The sequence below is a fragment of the Tsukamurella sp. PLM1 genome (genome assembly GCF_023168325.1).
Taxonomy (GTDB): Bacteria; Actinomycetota; Actinomycetes; order Mycobacteriales; family Mycobacteriaceae; genus Tsukamurella.
The window spans coordinates 4,129,093-4,148,073 of sequence record NZ_AP025688.1 but is presented as its reverse complement, the minus strand read 5'-3'; the positions used below and the strand labels follow the sequence as shown (position 1 = coordinate 4,148,073).

General features: G+C 70.9%; 14 protein-coding genes, 1 tRNA gene and 3 pseudogenes. 12 read left to right on the top strand and 6 right to left on the bottom strand.

The window, feature by feature from the left end:
• Positions 1-29 precede the first annotated feature (29 nt).
• Positions 30-2,056 (bottom strand): annotated as a pseudogene (locus MTP03_RS21305) (CocE/NonD family hydrolase).
• Between the two features lie 208 nt (positions 2,057-2,264).
• Between MTP03_RS21305 and MTP03_RS24115 the strand changes: the two are divergent.
• Together MTP03_RS24115 and MTP03_RS21290 are read left to right on the top strand one after the other, a co-directional pair.
• Positions 2,265-3,098: a RidA family protein gene (locus MTP03_RS24115; RefSeq protein WP_371820821.1), complete on the top strand. Its 834-nt coding sequence runs from the start codon at positions 2,265-2,267 to the stop codon at positions 3,096-3,098.
• Positions 3,099-3,145: 47 nt separating this feature from the next.
• Complete coding sequence (locus MTP03_RS21290; protein WP_248489859.1) at positions 3,146-3,757, top strand: putative glycolipid-binding domain-containing protein; 612 nt, start codon at positions 3,146-3,148, stop codon at positions 3,755-3,757.
• A 10-nt stretch (positions 3,758-3,767) separates the two neighbouring features.
• Here MTP03_RS21290 and MTP03_RS21285 read toward each other — a convergent pair whose 3' ends face one another.
• Positions 3,768-4,700 (bottom strand): prephenate dehydrogenase, encoded by a 933-nt coding sequence (locus tag MTP03_RS21285; RefSeq protein ID WP_248489858.1) that lies wholly within the window; start codon positions 4,698-4,700, stop codon positions 3,768-3,770.
• A 115-nt stretch (positions 4,701-4,815) separates the two neighbouring features.
• On the opposite strand from MTP03_RS21285, the gene MTP03_RS21280 reads away from it, so the two are divergent.
• The 3 genes from MTP03_RS21280 to MTP03_RS21270 all read left to right on the top strand — a co-directional run bounded on the left by MTP03_RS21280 (position 4,816) and on the right by MTP03_RS21270 (position 5,932).
• The gene (locus tag MTP03_RS21280; protein WP_248489857.1) at positions 4,816-5,334 is read left to right on the top strand and encodes a tRNA adenosine deaminase-associated protein; all 519 of its coding nucleotides are present in this window, start codon (positions 4,816-4,818) and stop codon (positions 5,332-5,334) included.
• The gene (locus MTP03_RS21275; RefSeq protein ID WP_248489856.1) at positions 5,334-5,795 is read left to right on the top strand and encodes a nucleoside deaminase; all 462 of its coding nucleotides are present in this window, start codon (positions 5,334-5,336) and stop codon (positions 5,793-5,795) included. The genes MTP03_RS21280 and MTP03_RS21275 overlap by 1 nt, the downstream gene beginning before the upstream one ends.
• Before the next feature lie 46 nt (positions 5,796-5,841).
• Positions 5,842-5,932: transfer RNA gene (locus tag MTP03_RS21270), tRNA-Ser, on the top strand.
• 69 nt (positions 5,933-6,001) lie between these two features.
• Here MTP03_RS21270 and MTP03_RS21265 read toward each other — a convergent pair.
• A complete protein-coding gene (locus MTP03_RS21265) occupies positions 6,002-6,682 on the bottom strand; it encodes a DUF2306 domain-containing protein (RefSeq protein WP_248489855.1) in 681 nt (226 codons plus the stop codon).
• A gap of 77 nt (positions 6,683-6,759) precedes the next feature.
• Positions 6,760-7,155 carry a hypothetical protein gene (locus tag MTP03_RS21260; RefSeq protein WP_248489854.1) on the bottom strand — a complete coding sequence of 132 codons (396 nt, stop codon included), beginning with the start codon at positions 7,153-7,155 and terminating at the stop codon, positions 6,760-6,762.
• Positions 7,156-7,298: 143 nt separating this feature from the next.
• Between MTP03_RS21260 and MTP03_RS21255 the strand changes: the two are divergent.
• The 3 genes and pseudogenes from MTP03_RS21255 to MTP03_RS21245 all read left to right on the top strand — a co-directional run.
• Positions 7,299-9,539, top strand: a pseudogene (locus MTP03_RS21255) (MMPL family transporter); the annotation flags it as partial.
• Between the two features lie 559 nt (positions 9,540-10,098).
• The gene (gene tgt, locus MTP03_RS21250) at positions 10,099-11,409 is read left to right on the top strand and encodes a tRNA guanosine(34) transglycosylase Tgt (protein WP_371821003.1); all 1,311 of its coding nucleotides are present in this window, start codon (positions 10,099-10,101) and stop codon (positions 11,407-11,409) included.
• A gap of 34 nt (positions 11,410-11,443) precedes the next feature.
• Positions 11,444-12,433 (top strand): GlxA family transcriptional regulator, encoded by a 990-nt coding sequence (locus MTP03_RS21245; protein WP_248489852.1) that lies wholly within the window; start codon positions 11,444-11,446, stop codon positions 12,431-12,433.
• Between the two features lie 281 nt (positions 12,434-12,714).
• On the opposite strand, the gene gluQRS is transcribed toward MTP03_RS21245, so the two are convergent.
• Positions 12,715-13,572 (bottom strand): tRNA glutamyl-Q(34) synthetase GluQRS, encoded by an 858-nt coding sequence (gene gluQRS / locus MTP03_RS21240; RefSeq protein WP_248489851.1) that lies wholly within the window; start codon positions 13,570-13,572, stop codon positions 12,715-12,717.
• A gap of 9 nt (positions 13,573-13,581) precedes the next feature.
• A complete protein-coding gene (locus MTP03_RS21235) occupies positions 13,582-14,532 on the bottom strand; it encodes a YafY family protein (RefSeq protein ID WP_248489850.1) in 951 nt (316 codons plus the stop codon).
• Positions 14,533-14,594: 62 nt separating this feature from the next.
• On the opposite strand from MTP03_RS21235, the gene MTP03_RS21230 reads away from it, so the two are divergent.
• From MTP03_RS21230 to MTP03_RS21215, 4 genes and pseudogenes are all read left to right on the top strand, one after another.
• Complete coding sequence (locus tag MTP03_RS21230; RefSeq protein ID WP_248489849.1) at positions 14,595-15,125, top strand: DinB family protein; 531 nt, start codon at positions 14,595-14,597, stop codon at positions 15,123-15,125.
• A 79-nt stretch (positions 15,126-15,204) separates the two neighbouring features.
• On the top strand, positions 15,205-16,236 hold the full coding sequence (locus MTP03_RS21225) for an ATP-dependent DNA ligase (protein WP_248489848.1): 1,032 nt from the start codon (positions 15,205-15,207) through the stop codon (positions 16,234-16,236).
• Positions 16,237-17,321: pseudogene (locus MTP03_RS21220) on the top strand (DNA polymerase domain-containing protein).
• 58 nt (positions 17,322-17,379) lie between these two features.
• Positions 17,380-18,978: an esterase-like activity of phytase family protein gene (locus MTP03_RS21215; RefSeq protein WP_248489847.1), complete on the top strand. Its 1,599-nt coding sequence runs from the start codon at positions 17,380-17,382 to the stop codon at positions 18,976-18,978.
• Positions 18,979-18,981 lie beyond the last annotated feature (3 nt).

Sequence of the window (18,981 nt, the reverse complement as noted above, 5' to 3'; positions counted from 1 at the left end):
TGCCCTCGACGATAACCCGGGAAGGCGGGTCACCAGCCCGGATCGCCCACGATCTGCACGCTCACGTACGTCGGCCGGTCCGGGCTCAGCAGCACCGTCTGCCGGCCGAACCGGGTCTTCAGCAGGTCCGGCACGGTGACCAGGTAGCGCGGCACGCTGCCGGCGTACACGTCGACCCGCAGGCGGTGCCCCTCGTCGAGCAGCGCGTCGGTGGCGACCACGTCGATGTCGAGCTCGATCGTCTCGCCCGGCACCACCTTCTGCTTCGCCGACCAGGTGAGCGGGTGATGGGCGCCGAGCAGCTCGCCGTCGACGTCGTACGCGCAGCGCGTGTCGTCCAGTGCCCGGTTCGACGCCATGAGGGCGCCGCCCGAGAGCACCGTCGACGTGCCGTCGGGAGCGACGTCGTTGACGGTCACGGTCCAGATGGCCTCGTCGCCCTCGCACCGCGTCACCAGGTGCACGTTGATCGCGCCGCTGAGCTGGACCGGCACCCCCGTGGGTGGGGAGGTGAACGAGATCGCCCCGCGTTCCTGCACGCCCGCGTGCGCGAGCGCGGGCACGGACTTCGTCAGGCCGGCCAGCACCTGCGTCAGGTCGGGCGAGGCGAGGCCGCGCAGGTCGATCCGCGTCGACGCCGACTCCCGGCGGCGCGCCGGGAAGGAGCCAGGGCACCGTCGTACTTGGTGTGCGCGGCCGTGCCCGACGGTGCCGGGGTCGCGTAGAGACGCATCGTGCGTGCGCCGGGGCGGGGGAAGCACTCGCCGGCGGACCAGCCGCCGCCCTGCTGCTTGATGGTGACGGGACCGTACCGTTCGACGCCGTTCTCGATGCCCTTGAGCCAGCGGTCGTACCAGGCCCGCTCGAGGACGTCGATGCGCGGCGGCGCCTGCGTGCCGCCGAAGCCGGCGCCCATGTCGAAGTGGAAGCCGTCGGTGACCACCATCTGCTTCTGTCCGGCGGGCAGGTTCAAGTGCGAGAACATCCGGGGCGTGCTGCGGCCGAACAGGTCGTGCCAGCCGCCGAACAGGAACGTGGGCGCGGTGATCGACTCGATCTTCGGATTGCGCTCGGTGAAGTACGGGTTGTCGTTCACCCGCGGGTCGCGGCCGGTGAGGACGCCGGACACGACCGAGGAGATCTCGGTGGCCGGCGAGGAGATCCGGCTGTGCAGCCACCGGAAGACGTTGCCGTTCACCGTGTCGCGCAGCAGGGTGCGCGGGTTGTAGAGCCACTTGAGGGCGTTCACGGCGCCGAGCCACAGCGGGATGAACACCGAGGGCAGGCCGCCGGTGATGTAGATGTCGCGGACGATGTCCTCGCTGCCCTCGATCGCGAACACCGCGCCGAGGCCCTCCGGCGCGTGCCCCGCGGCCTGCAGCGAGTTGATCGCCGAGTACGACCAGCCGCCCATGCCGAGATTGCCGTCGCACCAGGGCTGCTCGCGTGCCCAGGCCAGCACTTCGACCGAATCCTGTTGCTCGCGCGGCCCGAGGATCTGCCAGACGCCGTGCGAGGTGCCGGTGCCGCGGACGTCCACGATCACCTGGACGTAGCCGCTGCGCACCAGCCGGCGGTTGATGCCGAAGCCCTGCAGCAGGCCGCCCGAGAAGTCGACGGTGCCGCCCGTGAGCGCCTTCGAGGCGTTCGTCAGCGCCGGCCCGACGAAGGCGGCGTGCGTGGTCTCGTCGATGGCGTCGACGACCATCCGGTTGTACGGGTTGAGGTTGAGGATCGCGGGGTAGGGGCGCTCGACGGGCACCCCGTCGAGCTCGGCGGGCCGCACGACGGTGGCGCGCAGGACCACCCCGTCGGACATGCGGATGTCGACGTTGCGGTCGATGTGGACCCGCGGGTAGGTGAGCCGGCCGTCGACGGCCTCGCGCCAGGCGAGCGCGTCGGCGCCGCCGGTGGGATCGCCGAGGGGGAGGGCGTGGTCGACGCGGGGGTGGTGCGTGCCGCCCGCCGGGGCGGGCAGAGGAGCGCGGCGATCCCACAGGGGAAAGCGGACGCCGGACAGTCGTGCGTTCGCTCTACCGGATCGGCTGGTCACCATTGCAACCCTTTCCTTCAACCGTCAACCTAGAGCACGGGTGACCAATCTCACAAACCGCGTCCGCTGTTGTTGCGGATCTGATGCAGAACAGTTGCATAGTCGGCGGCACCGGATCACGCTGAATTCAGCACCCCGAACACGACCGGGGCGCCGGATAAGCTCGACCCGCACTCGTTACGAGCAATCGAATCCCCTCGGAGGTTTCCCCATGTCGCTGACCACCACGCTCCTCGATCCCGCGCGCCAGCCGGCCGTCGTCGCCGACTTCGCGTCGGTGGTGGAAGCCGAGGTCAAGGACAAGAGCGGCGTCTCGGGCACCGTCATCAAGGGCGCGTACGCGGCCGTGAAGAAGGTCTCGCCGTCGGTCATCGAGTCGGCGCTGACCAAGCTGCTGCCGGACTTCGCCGCCGCGCTCGACCCGTTCTGGACCGAGTTCTCGGCCCAGGGCCCCGGCGACTTCGGCCAGTTCCTCGCGGCCCGCGGCGACGCGGTCGGTGACGCGCTGCTGGCGGTGACCGATCGTCGCGCCGAGTCGACCAGCCAGCCGACGCTGCGCAAGGCGTACCAGGGCCTGCGCGGCAAGGCCAAGGAGAACGTCGTGGCAGCGCTTCCCGCGTCGGCGCGGCCGTCCAGAAGAACGCGGCCTGATCATGGGACGCGTGCAGCTCAACGGGTCGGACCAGCTGACCACGGCGGTGGCGCACGCTTACAGCGCCACGGTCTCCACGGGGAGCACGCTGCACGTCGCGGGCGTCGCGCCGCTCGACGCGGGCGGCACCACCGAGGCGCCGGGCGACGTCCGGGGCAGGTCCGGGCGGCGGTCGCGAACTTGCGGGTGATCCTGGGCGAGCGCGGCGCGCAGCTGTCCGACGTCGCTCGGCTCACCGTGTTCGTCGCCGAGCACCTCCAGGTCGATCTGCAGGTGGCGGCCGACACGCTGGCCGAGATCTTCGTCGACCTGCCGCCGCTGTCGCTGGTGGGAGTCTCCCGATTGCGCTACGACGATCAGGTGGTCGAGCTCGAGGCGGTCGCGGCGCTGTAACCCGGTGTGGTCGCGAGCGCGGAAGTCGCGGGGTTTACCGTGGGTGTGTGAGTAACCCTGCAGCAGATTCCGCGGCGACCGTGATCACCGGTGGTAGTTGGCCTCGCATCCTCACCTGGCGTTCGGAGGACGGGAACCTCCTCGAGTCGGTGCGGGTACAGGTCACGGGTGACCGGATCCGGGCTTACGGCCGCATCATCGCGGCGCCGTCGGCCGAGGAGCCGGCCTTCAACGCCTCGTACGACCTGATGACCGACGATGAGGGCGTCACCAGGCGCCTCTCGGTGCACGCCCTCACCGCGGCCGGCGAGTCGCAGGTGACCATCGCCCGGGACGGCGAGAACCACTGGCTCGTGCAGGGCGCGCAGGGCTCCGAGCGGGGCTTCTTCTCGGGCGCACTGAGCGTGGACGTGCTGAAGTCGGCGTTCTTCAACGCGCTCACCATCCGCCGGTTCGACCTGCAGAGCCACTCGGAGGACGTCGACGTCCCGGTCGTGTACGTCGACCTGCCGAGCCTGTCGGTCAAGGAGACGGTGATCAATTACGGCGCGGCGTCCGACGGCATCACGGTGATCTCGCCGGTCTCCAGCTCGAAGGTCTCCGTCGACGCCGACGGCTTCGTCATCGACTACCCGGGCCTCTCGACGCGCGTCGGCTGAACCCGACCGATCAGCCCAGCGCGGCGACCACGCCCCCGGCGTGACCCGCCTCGCGCAGCGCCCGCTGCCATCCCGCTCCGTCCAGCACGGGGATGAACGGGGTGCGGCGGGCGTTGTCGTACCTGGTGCGGGCCGCGTGGCCCTGCTCGGTGATCCGCCCGACGGTGCCGTGCTCGGCCAGTTCCGCGCGCGCGGCGACCAGCTCGGCGATGGTGTCGTCCAGCGCGTCGAGCAACGCCGCCGCGTTCGCCTCGCACATCGCGTTCACCAGCGACGGTGCCGTCCCCGCGACGCGGGTGACGTCCCGGAAGCTGCTCGCTGCGAGGGATCGGGCGAGCCGCTCCGCCGCGGGGTCCAGCTCGGCCGTGACCGCCACGGCCTCGGCCACCACGTGCACCGAGTGCGAGATCCGCGCGACTGCCGCGTCGTGCTCGGCCGCGCCGGCGGGAACGATCACCGCGCCGCAGTCCAGCCCGACCGAGGCGGCGAGCCGCCACGCCTCGGCGGGGGTGTCGTCGTCGGCCGTGACGACCCAGGTGGCACCGTCGAACAGCGCGGCGTCGGTGGCTTCCCACCCCGAGAAGGCGGTTCCCGCCATCGGGTGCCCGCCCGCGTACCGCCCCGTCAGGCCGGCTGCGGCGACGCGCCGCGCGACGTCGCCCTTGACGCTCACGGCGTCCGTCAGCCAGGCGTTCGGGGCGTGCTCGGCGACGGCCGCCAGCACGCCGTCGAGCGCGGGGACCGGGACGGCCACGACGATCACGTGCCCGCCCGCGTCCGCCCGGCGCAGCGTGGCGCCGAGGTCCGCGGAGGCGTCGAAGCCCGCGGCGGAGGCGTCGTCGGCCGCGGCGGCCGAGCGGTTCCAGCCGTAGGCCGGGCGGCCGGCACGGCCGAGCGCCCGCAGGATCGAACCGCCGATCAGGCCGAGGCCGAGGACACACACGGGGACGTCGGAATGGGGGGCACGCTGCACGGACACGCTGACAGCGTTCCACAACCGGGTGGCGATGCCGCAGTAGACGTGTCGCGAACACGCGATTGCGGTTACGGTTTCTCCCATGGCCGCACAGACGTCCCCCGAGCGCTACGACGACACCGACGGCTACGCCGTCGCGGTCATCCGGGAGGACACCTCCTGGACCGTGCACCTGCTGGACCCCGGCGCCCTCGGGAGCGTCGCGAAGGCGGAGCAGGAGCTCAAGGCCCTGCGCGCCGCCGGCGCGGTGTTCGGGCTGCTCAACGTGGACGACGAGTACTTCGTCATCGTGCGCCCCGGCCCGTCCGGCACGCGGCTGCTGCTGTCCGACGCCACCGCCGCCGTGTTCGACGAGCTCGCCGAGCAGGCCCTCGACCGCCTCAACGTGGACGTCCCCGACATCGACCCCGAGGAGATCGAGGAGACCGACCCGTGGCCCGAGGGCGACCTCGGTATCCTCGGCGACCTCGGCCTCGGCGAGCAGGAGCTCGGCGTGCTGCTGGCCGATCCGGACCTGTACCCCGACGAGCAACTGCAGGTGATCGCGGAGCGGCTGCAGTTCGATTCCGAGCTGGGCGCGATCCTCGACTCGCTGGGCTGATGCACCTCGATGCCGAACGCGCGGCTATGGGCTTCGCCCTCGAGGCCGCGGCCCTCGCCGGCCCGGACGACGTGCCCGTCGGCGCTGCGGTGATCGGTCCCGACGGTGCCGTGCTCGCGCTCGCCGGGAACCGTCGGGAACAGCTGGGCGACCCGACCGCGCACGCCGAGATCCTCGCGATCCGCGAGGCCGCGACCCGGTTCGGCGACGGCTGGCGCCTCGGCGGCTGCACCCTGGCCGTCACGCTGGAGCCGTGCGCGATGTGCGCGGGCGCGTTGGTCTCGGCCCGGATCGCGCACCTGGTGTTCGGCGCCTACGAGCCGAAGACGGGCGCCGTGGGGTCGGTGTGGGACGTCGTGCGCGACCCGCGGGTCACGCACCGGGTGACGGTTCGCGCCGGCGTCCGGGAGGCCGAGTGCGCAGCCCTGCTGCACGACTTCTTCGCCCCGCACCGCATCTGACCTGCCGATTTAACGCCTGCGTCGTCTTCCGGTAAAGTTTCGCGACGGTGGCGTGTCCGAGCGGCCGAAGGTGCAGCACTCGAAATGCTGTGTGCGGTAACCCCGTACCGAGGGTTCAAATCCCTCCGCCACCGCCACGGTTCGAGCCGGGATGTCGATCACGACGTCCCGGCTCGGTTCATTCCGGGGCTCGGCGCCCTACCCGCTCACACGTCGGCCTGAGCGGCGCCCGCGCCGGAAGCTCCCAGGTCGCGCGAACGCCGCGCCGCTGGGGACGACGTTTGTGCGCGCACCCGGCGCGCCTGCCCCCGCAGGTACCACTCGCAGCAGCCGAGCGCGATCAGCCAGCTGGACCAGGCGACGATGCCCGGGCCCCACGCGTCCATCGTCGCCGCCGGTACGCCCGCGGCGTCGAGCGAGATGAACAGCACCGGCGCCAGGATCCGGTTGATGATCACGGAGTACATGAGCGCGGCGCTGCGCAGCATCCAGCGGCGGTGCGCGGTCACGTCGCGGCGCAGGATCGCGCGGACGCCGAGCGTGGTGAACAGCAGCAGCAGCGAGCCCAGTGTCACGTTCGAGGCGGCGTTCACCGGCCCGAACGGCGTGACGGTCCCGATGGCGATCGTCGCGAGCCCGATCGGCACCGCGCAGGCGACGTAGATGCGGCCGGCGACGCGGTGGTAGCGCGACAGCCACCGGCGGCCCAATTGGACCAGGCCCGCCGCCATGGCGACCGCCCCGAGCATGATGTGCCCGACCAGCAGCGCGTAGTACCAGGACGGCTGGCCGTCGAGCGGGACCCGGCTGCCGCCCGTCAGGTACGGCGGCAGCGAATATGCGAGGAACACCAGGACGACGAGCGCACCCACCAGCAGCTTCTTCATGCCGGTGAACGCTAGGTGTGCGGCGCGGCGGGCCGGATCACCCGCGAGGGTGATCCGGACTCACCGGCGCGGGGTAATCAGTGCGTCAGGAAGAAGCCGATGGCCTTGTCGCCGCTGTCGCAGCGCGCCAGCATGCCCGGTGACTTCGGGAAGGTGCAGTCCCAGCCCTCGACGGTGACGGGCTGCGCCATGGCGATCTTGGGCCCGAACGCCTCGGCGATCTTCATCGCCTCGGCGCAGTCCACTTCGGTCTCTCCGAGGGTGTGGACGTACAGGGCCCCGTCGGGCCCACGGGTCTGCCCGCACATCTCGGCCCGGTTCTCGGCCTTCGCGGCGGTCGTGGTGCCCGACGATGCCGCCGGCGCGCCGGTTTCGGTGGGGGAACCACCGCCGCAGGCGGTGAGGAGCAGCCCGCACGCTGTGGCGGCTGCGACGGTTGTGACGGACGTTGCGACGTGCTGGAATGCGATCACGAACCCGATCCTACCGGCCGGGCCGGTGATCGAACTCACAAAACTGCCGGTCAGCGACTTTATTGCACACCGAAACCATCGGTACACTCGACACCGAACCGCATCCGCGCAGCCCGTCGCGCCCCGACGACTCGGAGTACTCCATGGCACTGTTCCTGTATCGGTTGGGCAAGTTCGCCTATCTCAACCGCTTCAAAGTCATCGCCGTGTGGCTGCTGCTGCTCGTCGGGATGGGCGCGGGCGCGGCCTTCCTCAGCAAGCCCACCGTCGACAACTTCTCGCTCCCCGGTATGCCGTCCGAGAAGGCGACGAACATCATCTCCGAGCAATTCGGCGGCGAGAGCTCGGACCCGTTCACCACCGCGTCGGCGACGATCGTCTTCCATGCGAAGCAGGGCACGCTGACGGATCCGCTGAACTCCGCGGGCATCGATCGCACCATCGCCGACCTCAAGGGGCTCAAGGACGGCGACGAGTCGATCGTCAAGGACCCGGAACTGCTGCACAACCCGACGGGCGAGCTCGACCCGAACACCCTGACCGCGGAGCAGAAGGCCCGCATGGAGGCCGTCGCAGCGCAGGGCAAGGAGATCGCGTCCACCAAGTCCACGCAGGCGCAGAAGGACGCCGACGCCAAGGTCACGTCCGCGGTGAGCCCGGACGGCAAGACGGCGAAGATCACCGTCGACTTCACCAAGAAGGTCACGGACCTGCCGGACAGTCTCGCGGAGGACATCAAGAAGGCCCGCGAGGCGGGCGAGGCCTCGTCGAGCGGCACCCTGCAGGTGGAGGCCGACGGTTCCGCGGCGCGCGGCGCCGAGGACATGGGCATGACCAGCGAGCTGATCGGCATGGCCGTCGCCGCGGTCGTCCTGATCATCACGTTCGCCTCGCTCGTGGCGTGGGGGCTGCCGCTGCTCAACGCGATCATCGCGGTGCCGGTCGCGCTCGCCGGCGTCATGATCGCGACCCACTTCATCGAACTCGGCACCTTCCCGACGGTGCTGACCTCGATGATCGGCCTGGCCGTCACGATCGACTACGCGCTGTTCATCGTGTCGCGGTACCGGCACGAACTCCGGCGCCTCGGCGCCACCACGAAGGAACAGCGGGCGGAGGCCGCGGGCATCGCCGTCGGCACGGCCGGCACCGCGGTGATCTTCGCCGGGCTCACGGTGATCATCGCCCTCGCCGCGCTCGCCTTCATCGGCATGGACTTCCTCGGCCAGATGGGCGTCGCCGCCGCGTGGGGCGTCGCGATCGCCGTCATCGTGGCGCTGACGCTGCTCCCGGCCGTGCTGGGCCTGTTCGGCTCCAAGGTCTTCGCCGGCCGGGTCAAGGGCCTGCATCCGCAGGACACGGACCAGGGCGAGGGCCGCGTCGCCAACGGCCTGCGCTGGGCGCACGTGATCCGCAAGGTCCCCGTGGTCACCCTCATCGCGGGGGTCGCGGTGCTCGGCATCCTCGCGATCCCGATGAAGGACATGCAGACCGCGCTTCCCGGCTCCGGGATGAGCGAGAAGAGCACGTCGGAGCGCCAGGCCTACGACCTGATCGCCGACGGCTGGGGCAAGGGTACGAACGGCACCCTGCTGGTGGCGCTCGACGGCACGCGGGCGAACCCCGATCAGCGGCTCAAGGCGTACGGGCAGATCGTCGAGAAGATCAACAGCGACCCGACCATGTCCGGCCTCGTCGCGAACGCGCAGATCGCCGGCCTCGCACCGGACAACCGTGCTGCGCAGGTCATTGTCACACCGAAGGCCGGGCCGAACGACCAGGACACCAAGGACCTGGTCGAGAAGCTTCGCGCCCTTCCCAACGGGGACTCCGGGACGCTCCGCGCGCTGGGCGTCGACCTCGGCGTGGCTGGCAACACCGCCATCGAGATGGACATCTCCGACGAGCTGAACAACAACGCGCTGCCGAAGTACCTGGCCATCGTCGTCGGGCTGGCGTTCCTCCTGTTGCTGATCGCGTTCCGCTCGATCCTCGTGCCGCTCACCGCGGCCCTCGGGTTCCTCCTGTCGGTGGTCGCGACGTTCGGCGTGACCTCCGCGATCTTCACCGACGGTGCCCTCGGGCTCATCGACAACACGCAGCCCCTGGTCTCGTTCCTGCCGATCTTCATGATCGGCATCGTGTTCGGCCTGGCGATGGACTACCAGGTGTTCCTGGTGTCCCGGATGCGCGAGGAGTTCGTGCACACCGGCGATGCCACGCAGTCGGTGGTCACCGGCGTGCAGTACGGCGCCCGCGTGGTGACCGCGGCCGCGATCATCATGATCTCGGTGTTCGCCTCGTTCATGCTCAACGAGCAGGTGTTCATCAAGGAGATCGGCTTCGGCCTCGCCGCGGCGGTGCTGTTCGACGCGTTCGTCGTCCGCATGGTCGTGATCCCGTCGATCATGATGCTGCTCGGCAAGTGGGCCTGGTGGCTGCCGAAGTGGCTCGACAAGATCCTCCCGAACGTCGACATCGAGGGCGAGGCCCTTGTGCATCAGCTGGGCCGCGGTGGCGACGCGACGGCCGACACCGTCGCCTTCCCCGCGCCGGCGACCACCGAGATCCCCGTCCCCACGGAACAGCTCGTCGCCGCTGGCCCCACGGACGTGCACCCCGCGGCGCCGCCCGCGTGCACGTCAACGGCGCGAACGGCGCGGTCAACGGCGTCGACCGCCCGGCCGAGGCGCCGACGGGGCCCGTGCCCTGGTGCCGCTGGGGAAGGGCACCGTCGACGCCCCGGAGCCGGAGGCGGCGACGGCGCCGGACACCGGCGAGTACCCCGTGGCCAAGCCGGGCGTCCCGACGCCGGCGCAGACGACGACGGGGCCGATCCGCGAGCAGGCGCGGCCCGCGCAGCGCGACGAGATCGCCGAGCTGCGCGAGCAGAACCGCGCGATCGCGGCCGAACTCTCGGCGCTCCGTTCGGACTACCGCTCGATGGCCGGCCGAACGCGGCTGCAGAGCGAGCACGTGCAGGACCCGACGCGGTTCGAGATCGACGGTCGCCTCGACGGGCCCGACGGTCCGCTGGGCCGCGCCGGCCGGCTGCTCACGCCGCACGGCGAGATCCTGACGCCCGCGTTCATCCCCGTCGGCACGAAGGCCACCGTGAAGACGGTGCTCCCCGGTGCCGTCGCCGACCTCGGCGCGCAGGCCGTGCTCGCCAACGCCTACCACCTGTACCTGCAGCCCGGCCCGGAGATCGTGGAGCAGGCCGGCGGCCTGGGCGCGTTCATGAACTGGGACGGCCCCACGTTCACCGATTCCGGTGGCTTCCAGGTGATGTCGCTGGGCTCGGGGTTCAAGAAGGTCATCGACATGACCGGCGAGGGCGGCGGCGAGCAGCCGCTGGGCGACGACGCGATCGCCGAGGGCAAGGATCGTCTGTCCCGCGTGGACGACGACGGCGTGACCTTCCTCAGTCACCTCGACGGCACGGAGCACCGGTTCACGCCGGAGCGGTCGATGCAGATCCAGCACCAGCTGGGCGCCGACGTGATCTTCGCCTTCGACGAGCTGACCACCCTGCACAACACCCGCGACTACCAGGTCACCTCGCTGGAGCGCACCCGGCTGTGGGCGCGGCGCTGCCTGTCCGAGCACAACTGGCTCACGGCGCAGCGGCGCGACGCGATCTCGCTGTGGGGCGTGGTGCAGGGCGCGCAGTACGAGGACCTGCGGCGCAAGGCCGCCCGCGACCTGCGGGCGCTGAGCGAGGAGGACCGGATGTCCGGCGGGCTCGGCTTCGGCGGCTACGGCATCGGCGGCGCGCTGGAGAAGGCGAACCTCTCGACCATCGTGCGGTGGGTGAACCAGGAACTGGAGGAGGACAAGCCCAAGCACCTGCTGGGGATCTCCGAGCCGGACGACATCTTCGCCGCCGTGGAGCAGGGCATCGACACCTTCGACTGCGTCTCGCCGTCGCGGGTGGCGCGCAACGGGGCGATCTACTCCCTGGACGGCCGCTACAACGTGACCAACTCGCGGTTCAAGACCGACTTCCGGCCGCTGGACCCCGAGACGGAGAACTACACGTCGCAGTACACCCGCGCGTACATTCATCACCTGTTCAAGGCCAAGGAGGGGCTGGCGGCCACGCTGGCGACCATCCACAACGAGCAGTTCATCGTGTCGCTGGTCGCCAGGATCAGGCGGTCGATGCTCGACGGCACCTACTGGGAGTTCAAGGAGGAGTTCCTGGGCCGCTACTACCGCGGCACCCAGCATCACCTCGCCAAGTCGGATTAGTGCGGTCGGCCGGGTCCGGCCGTACGATTCGGACATGGCCCACGTCGTCGCGTTGCCCGTCTGTGACGGGATGACGATGCTCGAGTACGGCACGGTCCTCGAAGCGCTGGGCTTCGTGTGGAACGACCTGCCGTCTCTCGGGTACGACGTGCGCGGCTGCGGGCCCGTCGACGGTGTCCGCACGCTCGGCGGCGCGGTCCTGCACCCCGCGTACGGATTGGACCAGATCGCCGCGGCGGACACCGTGATCGTCACCGCGGTGACGGATCCGCGGTGCGATTCGAACCCCGAGTGGCACGAGCCGCTGCGCGCGGCGGCGGAGCGCGGCGCCCGCATCGTGTCGATCTGTACGGGCGCGTTCGCGCTCGCCGCGGCGGGCCTGCTCGACGGCCGGCGCGCAACGACCCACTGGCGACACGCGGGGCTGCTGCAGTACCGCTTCCCGGCGGTGCACGTGACGCCCTCGGAGCTGTACATCCAGGACGGGCCCGTGCTCACCGGTGCCGGCTCGGCCGCCGGCCTGGACCTGTGCCTGCAGCTGATCCGCGACGACCACGGTGCGTGGACCGCGAACGAGGTGGCCCGCCGACTGGTGGTGGCGCCGCACCGCGACGGCGACCAGTCGCAGTTCGTCAACATCGATACCCTGCGCCCGGACATGGACAAGAGGTTCGCCGACTTCCTCCAGGGGCTGGTGCACGGCATCGCCGGCGTCGCGGGGCTCGACGACATGGCGCGGCGGGCGGGCGTCTCCCGCCGCACGCTGCACCGCCGGTTCCGCCGCTACACCGGCGTGGCGCCGTTGGAATGGCTGATGCGGCAACGGGTGTACCGCGCGATGCGGCTGCTCGAGACCACCGACGACTCGGTCTCGGCGATCACCGCCCGGGCGGGGTTCGATGCCGAGGAGACGCTGCGCTACCACTTCAAGCGCCAGACCGGCCTCGCGCCGACGGCGTACCGCGAGCGGTTCCGCGGCAGCGACGTGGGGCGCAGCTCCGCCAGGCCCGTGGCCGGATCTTGAGGAATTCCGGCACCGGCGACCTGGGCGGCGGGCTCGCGTCCCGGATACCGTTCAGGACATGCGGATTCAGAAGTTGAGGAACGCCTTCGGCGGGGCCCGGCCGGCCGGAAGCACGAGTGGACAGCGACCGGGATGGTGGCGCGAGTTCGCGTCCGGGATCGCCGCCGGGAACATGGTGCTCCACCGCGGTGGCGTGCCGGGCGGGCACGGGGCGCGCGTGTGCCCGGAGGCGCGGTCGTTCGTCCCGGTGACGTTCGGGGCGAATGACCGCACGGCCCGCTTCAGATCGGTAGCGGCCAGGGTGCGCGCGGCAGCGCGGCGGGATCGAACCCGGCGAGCATCTCGCGTGGGGTGGTGCCGCGCAGCCCCAGGCTCGCCGCCAGCTCCCGGAGCACCACCGACGGTCCGCCGCGCTCGGCGAGGGTGACGGCACCGTCGCGCTTGGCGAGCCGGACGCCGTTGGGGCCCAGGACGAGTGGTACGTGCGCGTACGTGGGCGGCGTGCCGCCGAGCAGGCTCGTCAGGTACGCCTGGCGGGGTGCGGAGGAGAGCAGGTCGTCGCCGCGCACCACCTGGTCGATGCCCTGCGCGGCGTCGTCGACCACGACGGCGAGGTTGTAGGCGTACGTGCCGTCGCCCCGTCGGAGTACGAAATCGTCGACCGCGCCGGTGTATTCGCCGTGCAGCAGGTCGGTCACCGTGAACTCGTCGACGCTCGCGCGTAGCCGCACCGCCGCCGGCCGTTCGCGGCGCCGGACCTCCCGCTCGGCGTCGGTGAGGTCGCGGCAGGTGCCGGGATACGCGCCCTCCGGTGCGTGCGGCGCCGACGGGGCCGCGAGGATCTCCCGGCGCGTGCAGTAGCACTCGTACACGTCGAGCCGCTCGAGCGCCGCGGCGTAGAGACGGGTCCGCGAGGACTGGCGCACCACGTCGCCGTCCCAATCCAGGCCGATCGCCGCGAGGTCGGCGAGCTGGCGCGCCTCGGCACCGTCGGCCGTGCGCGCGGTGTCGAGGTCCTCGACGCGCATCAGGAACTCCCGCCCCGTCGAGCGCGCGAACAGCCACGCGAGCAGGGCTGTACGCAGGTTGCCCACGTGCAGGTCGCCCGACGGGCTCGGGGCGTACCGTCCAGCTGTCACCGCCCCAGCTTACGAGTGCACCTGCGCGAGGTTCCCGGCCCAGCGCGCGAGGTGTGCGGTCAGCTCGGTCGGTTCCACGACGGTGACCTCCGCGTCGAGCACGGCGATCGCCATCGCGGGCCAATCCAGCGTGTCGGCCTCCATCCGCACGACGGTGCCGTCGGGCGCTTCCTCCAGCCGGGCCCAGCGCCCGATGCGCGAACGCACGTGCTCGATCGGCGCGGCCGCGCGGAACTCGATCCGGTGCGTGGGCGTGCGGTGCCCGACGGAGGCGCGGACGTACGCGGCCGCGTCGTCGGCGGGCAGCTCGCGCGGCCGGAAGCGCACGCCGGTGCGCGACGGTCCGCTGATCCGGTCCAGCCGGAAGCTGCGCCAGTCGTGGCGGTGGAGGTCGTACGCCACGAGGTACCACCGCCGCCCCAGGGGGACGAGGCGGAGCGGCTCGGCGAGGCGTTCGGTCACCGCACCGTCGGCGGCGGTGTAGCCGAATTCGATCCGCTCCTCGGCGCGGCAGGCCTCGGCGAGGCCGGTGAGGATCCGCGGGTCGACGGCGGGCCCGCCGGTGAGCGCGGCGGGCTGAGTCACGGCGCCCAGGGCCTCGACGCGCTTGCGCAGCCGGGGCGGCATGACGGCGGCGACCTTGCCCAACGCGCGCACCGAGGTCTCGGCGATGCCCGCGATCCCGCCCTGCGCTGCGGTCTGCAGCCCGACGGCGATCGCCACGGCCTCCTCGTCGTCGAGGACCAGCGGCGGCAGCGCGGCGCCGGCGGCCAGCTGATAGCCGCCGTCCACGCCGCGCGTCGCGGAGACGGGGTAGCCGAGGTCGCGCAGGCGCTCGATGTCGCGCCGCAGGGTGCGCACCGACACGTCGAGCCGGTCCGCCAGCTCGGGGCCCGGCCAGTAGCGGTGCGTCTGCAGCAGGGACAGCAGGCGCAGTGTCCGTGAGCTCGTATTCGCCATGATTTCCACAGTAGATCTCATTAAGGACAGAAACTGGCATCAATGGCTTATACCGTGAGTTCATGACCGAGACACAGAGCATCACCGGAGAACGCGCCGACATTCTGAGCTACCTCGCCGAGAAGCGTCACTTCCTGCGCTTCACCGCGCAGGGCCTGACCGACGAGCAGGCGAACACCCGCAGCACCGTCAGTGAGCTGACGGTCGGCGGCCTCATCAAGCACGTCACCGAGGTGGAGAAGGGCTGGCAGCGGTTCGCGCGCGGGGAGGGCCACGTCATGATGGACATCGATTTCGAGAACATCACGCCGGAGCAGGCGGAGGAATTCGCGAACACCTTCAGGTTGACGGACGGGGAGACGCTCGAGGGCGCCCTCGCCGACTACGAGGAGGTCGCGGCCGATACCGCGGAGCTGGTGCGCACCCTCGATCTCGACGCCGCGTACGAGCTGCCCGAGGCACCGTGGCAGCCGCCGGGCGTCTTCTGGACCGTGCGCCGCGTGTTCCTGCACATCGCCGGCGAGACCGCACAGCACAGCGGCCACGCCGATATCGTCCGCGAGGCCATCGACGGCCAGAAGACGATGGGCTGAACGATCCCGGAGCGGGGTCCCGCGAGGCGGGGCCCCGCTTACGGCGTTTTCGTCGGTGCGCACGCCTAGGATTCCAGGCGTGGACCTCCCCGTGAACCCGCCGCTCGACCCGATGCTCGCCAAGGCCGCGAAGGTGGTGCCCGGCGAGGGCTACTCCCACGAACCCAAGTGGGACGGCTTCCGTGCCCTGATCTTCCGCGACGGCGAGGAGGTCTTCATCGGCTCCCGCAGCGGCAAGGACCTGGGCCGGTACTTCCCGGAGGTGGTCGCGGCTGCGCGCGCGGAGCTGCCCGAGCGGTGCGTGCTCGACGGGGAGATCGCCGTCGCCGTGCATCGCGAGGGCCGCAAGCGCCTGGACTGGGAGTCGCTGTCGGCGCGGATCCATCCCGCCGAGTCCCGGATCAACCGTCTTGCGGAGGAGACTCCCGCGATCTTCATCGGGTTCGATGCGATCGCCACGGCCGACGTGGACCTCACCGGCAAGCCTTTCAGCGCCCGGCGTGAGGTGCTGGAGGCGGCCTACGCCGGTACCGGGACGTGCAGGATCAGCCGCGTCACCACCGATGCCGACGCGGCGCAGGACTGGTTCGAGCGGTTCGAGGGCGCAGGTCTGGACGGGGTGATCTCCAAGCGGATCGACGGTCACTACCTGCCCGGCAAGCGCGAGATGATCAAGGTCAAGCACGCCCGCACGGCCGAGGCCGTGGTCATCGGGTACCGCCCGCACAAGTCGCAGCCGAACGCCGTCGGCTCGATGCTGCTCGGGCTGTACCAGGCGGACGGGGAACTGTGGCCCATCGGCGGCATCGGCGCGTTCACCGCCGCCAAGCGTGAGGAGTACCTGCAGCTGCTCGAGCCCATGCGCACCGCGGATTCCGTGCAGGGGGAACCGAACCGCTGGGCCACGCCGGAGAAGACGGGGGAGTGGGTGCCGGTGCGTCCCGAGCTGGTCGTCGAGTTCGACTACGACCAGATGGAGGGGATGCGGCTGCGGCACACCGCCAAGTTCAAGCGATGGCGCCCCGACCGCACGCCTGAGAGCTGCGGCTACGACCAGCTCGAGGTGCCCGTCAACTACGACCTGGACGATGTGCTGCAGGAGGGCCGGTAGATGGCGAATACTCCGGCAGCCGAGGTCGTCGTTCCGGGGCCCGACGGTGACCGCCCCGTCCGGGTCTCGAGTCCCGACCGGATCATCTACCCGGCGACCGACCTCACCGCCGAGGTCACCAAGTTGCAGGTGGCGCAGTACTTCGCCGCCGTGAGTGGGCCCTGCTGGCCGCGATCGGCGACCGCCCGACCGCCCTCGAGCGGTGGCCCGGCGGCGTGCATCTCGGCGGGCGGCTCGCCGTGGGGCCCAAGGACAACGACGCGGACGGCTTCTACCAGAAGCGGATGATGCGCGGCGCACCGCCGTACGCCGAGACGGTGACGATCACCTTCCCGTCGGGGCGCACCGCGGACGAGCTGTGTCCGACCGAGCCGGCGATCGCGGTGTGGTGCGCCCAGATGGGCACGATCACGTTCCACCCGTGGCCGGTGCGTCGCGGCGACGTGGACCGTCCCGACGAGCTGCGGATCGACCTCGACCCGCAGCCCGGCACCGACTTCCGCGACGTGGTGCGCGTCGCCGGCGTCGCCCGGGAGTTGGCCGAGGAGCTGGGGCTGCGCGCCTACTGTAAGACCTCCGGCAACCGCGGCGTCCACGTGTTCGTCCGGATCGCGCCGCGGTGGGACTTCGTGGAAGTGCGGCACGCCGCGATCGCCTTCGGCCGCGAACTGGAGAGGCGCGACAGCGGAGTCACCACCGCGTGGTGGAAGGAGGAGCGGGGAGCGGATCTTCGTGGACTACAACCAGAACAGTCGCGACCGCACCATGGCCTCCGCGTGGTCGCTGCGTGCCGTGCAGGGCGCCACCGTCTCCACGCCGCTCACCTGGGATCAGCTCGTGGAGCTCAACGACCCGCACGAGCTCAACCTGTTCACCGTGCCCGATCGGCTCACCGACGGCGACCCGTGGGCCGATATGGACGCCGTGGCGCACGACCTGACGCCCCTACTCGAGAAATGGGACGAGCACCCCGTCGAGCTGAACTACCCGCCCGATTACCCCAAGATGCCCGGCGAACCCCGCGCGTGCAGCCCAGCAAGAAGGTCGCCGAGCACTGGGACGCCGACGGCAACCGCATCGAGTAGCCGGCCGCGAGGCCGGCGGCGCGAGCGGCGTTCACGCGGTTCTGGTAAGCACAGGACCATGCGCTCACCCCGCCCCGTCCTCGCCGCCAGTCTCGTCGCCGTCCTCGCGGGAGGCTCGCTCGTCGCCTGCTCGTCGGACGACGCCGCAGCGCCCGCCCGGCTCGACCTCAAGACGGGGGTCAACGCGCCGCTCACCATCACCGCGAGCGAGCTGGCGGGCCTGGCCCAGGGCGGCGCCGTGGTGGACGTGAAGCCGACGGACAAGGGCACCGTCGAAGCGGCGAGGGGCGGCGCCCTGTTGTTCAAGCCCAACCCAGGCTTCACGGGATCGGTCGAGCTCAAGGCCGTCGTCTCACCGGCCGTGCGGCTCTACTCCTCCGACATCCCGCCGCTCGCGACCGTGGGCGGCGCCTCGATCGACGGCAGCGGCTACGGCTCCGCGTGGACTCCGGTTCCGGGCGCGCCGGGTGAGTTCTACGGCCTGACGGACCGCGGCCCCAACGTGGACGGCCCCGCGAAGGATCAGAAGATCGCGGCCACCCCCGACTTCACGCCGCAGATCGGCAGGTTCGTGCTCGAGGACGGTGCGGCGAAGCTGACCAGCGTCATCACGCTCAAGGGCCGCGACGGGCGGCCGCTCAACGGTCTCACCGACACTGCCGCCCCCACGGGCGAGACGATGCTCGATCTCGACGGCCGTGACATCCGGCCGACCGATCACGGCATCGACTCCGAGGGACTCGTGGCGCTGGCGGACGGATCGTTCTGGGTCTCGGACGAGTACGGCCCGTTCCTGGTTCACTTCGACGCCAACGGCCAGGAACTGGAGCGGCTCGTGCCCGGCAAGGGACTGCCGGAGGTGCTTCGCAACCGCACGCCCAACCAGGGCATGGAGGGCCTCACCGTGACGCCCGACGGTACGCGGCTGGTGGGGATCATGCAGTCCGCCTTGAACGTTCCGGGCCTCGGCGGGAACGCGAAGGAGGTGCCCGTCACGCGCATCGTCACCGTCGACCTCAAGACGAAGGCCGTGCAGCAGTTCGCCTACCTGCTCGACAACCCGAAGGACACCAAGAAGGCGGTCTCCGAGATCACCGCCATCTCGAACACCGAGTTCCTCGTCGACGAGCGTGACGGCAAGGCCGCGCCGAAGGCCAACAAGACCGTCTACCGCATCAACCTCGACGGTGCCACCCCGCTCGGCGAGCAGAATCCCGAGACGATCGTGGGCGTCAGCAGCACCGCGGAGGCCGAGGCCGCGCTCAAGGGCGCGGGGATCACCCCCGTCCGCAAGTCCGTCGCGCTGGAGCTGAGCGGTCTCGTCGACAAGCTCAACCCTGCGGGCCGGTTCTTCGGCCACGACAAGGTCGAGGGACTCGCGGTCGCGGACAACGGCAAGACGTTGTTCATCGCCAACGACAGCGACTTCGGCCTGGCCGGCATCGCCGGTCCGAAGCCCCGTTCCAGCTCAAGCCCAAGCTCCTGGCAAACGGTCTGCAGGACAGCCTCGAAGTGCTCCGCGTCGACACCACGCGCCTGCGGGAGCCGGTGTCCGAGCGGACGATCGCGGTCACCGTCGGGTAGGCGGGGCCGGCGCGGCGCGCCCGGGTGCGCGGATAATTTCGGTATTGACTTATATAAGTGGTTGATGAAATAGTGG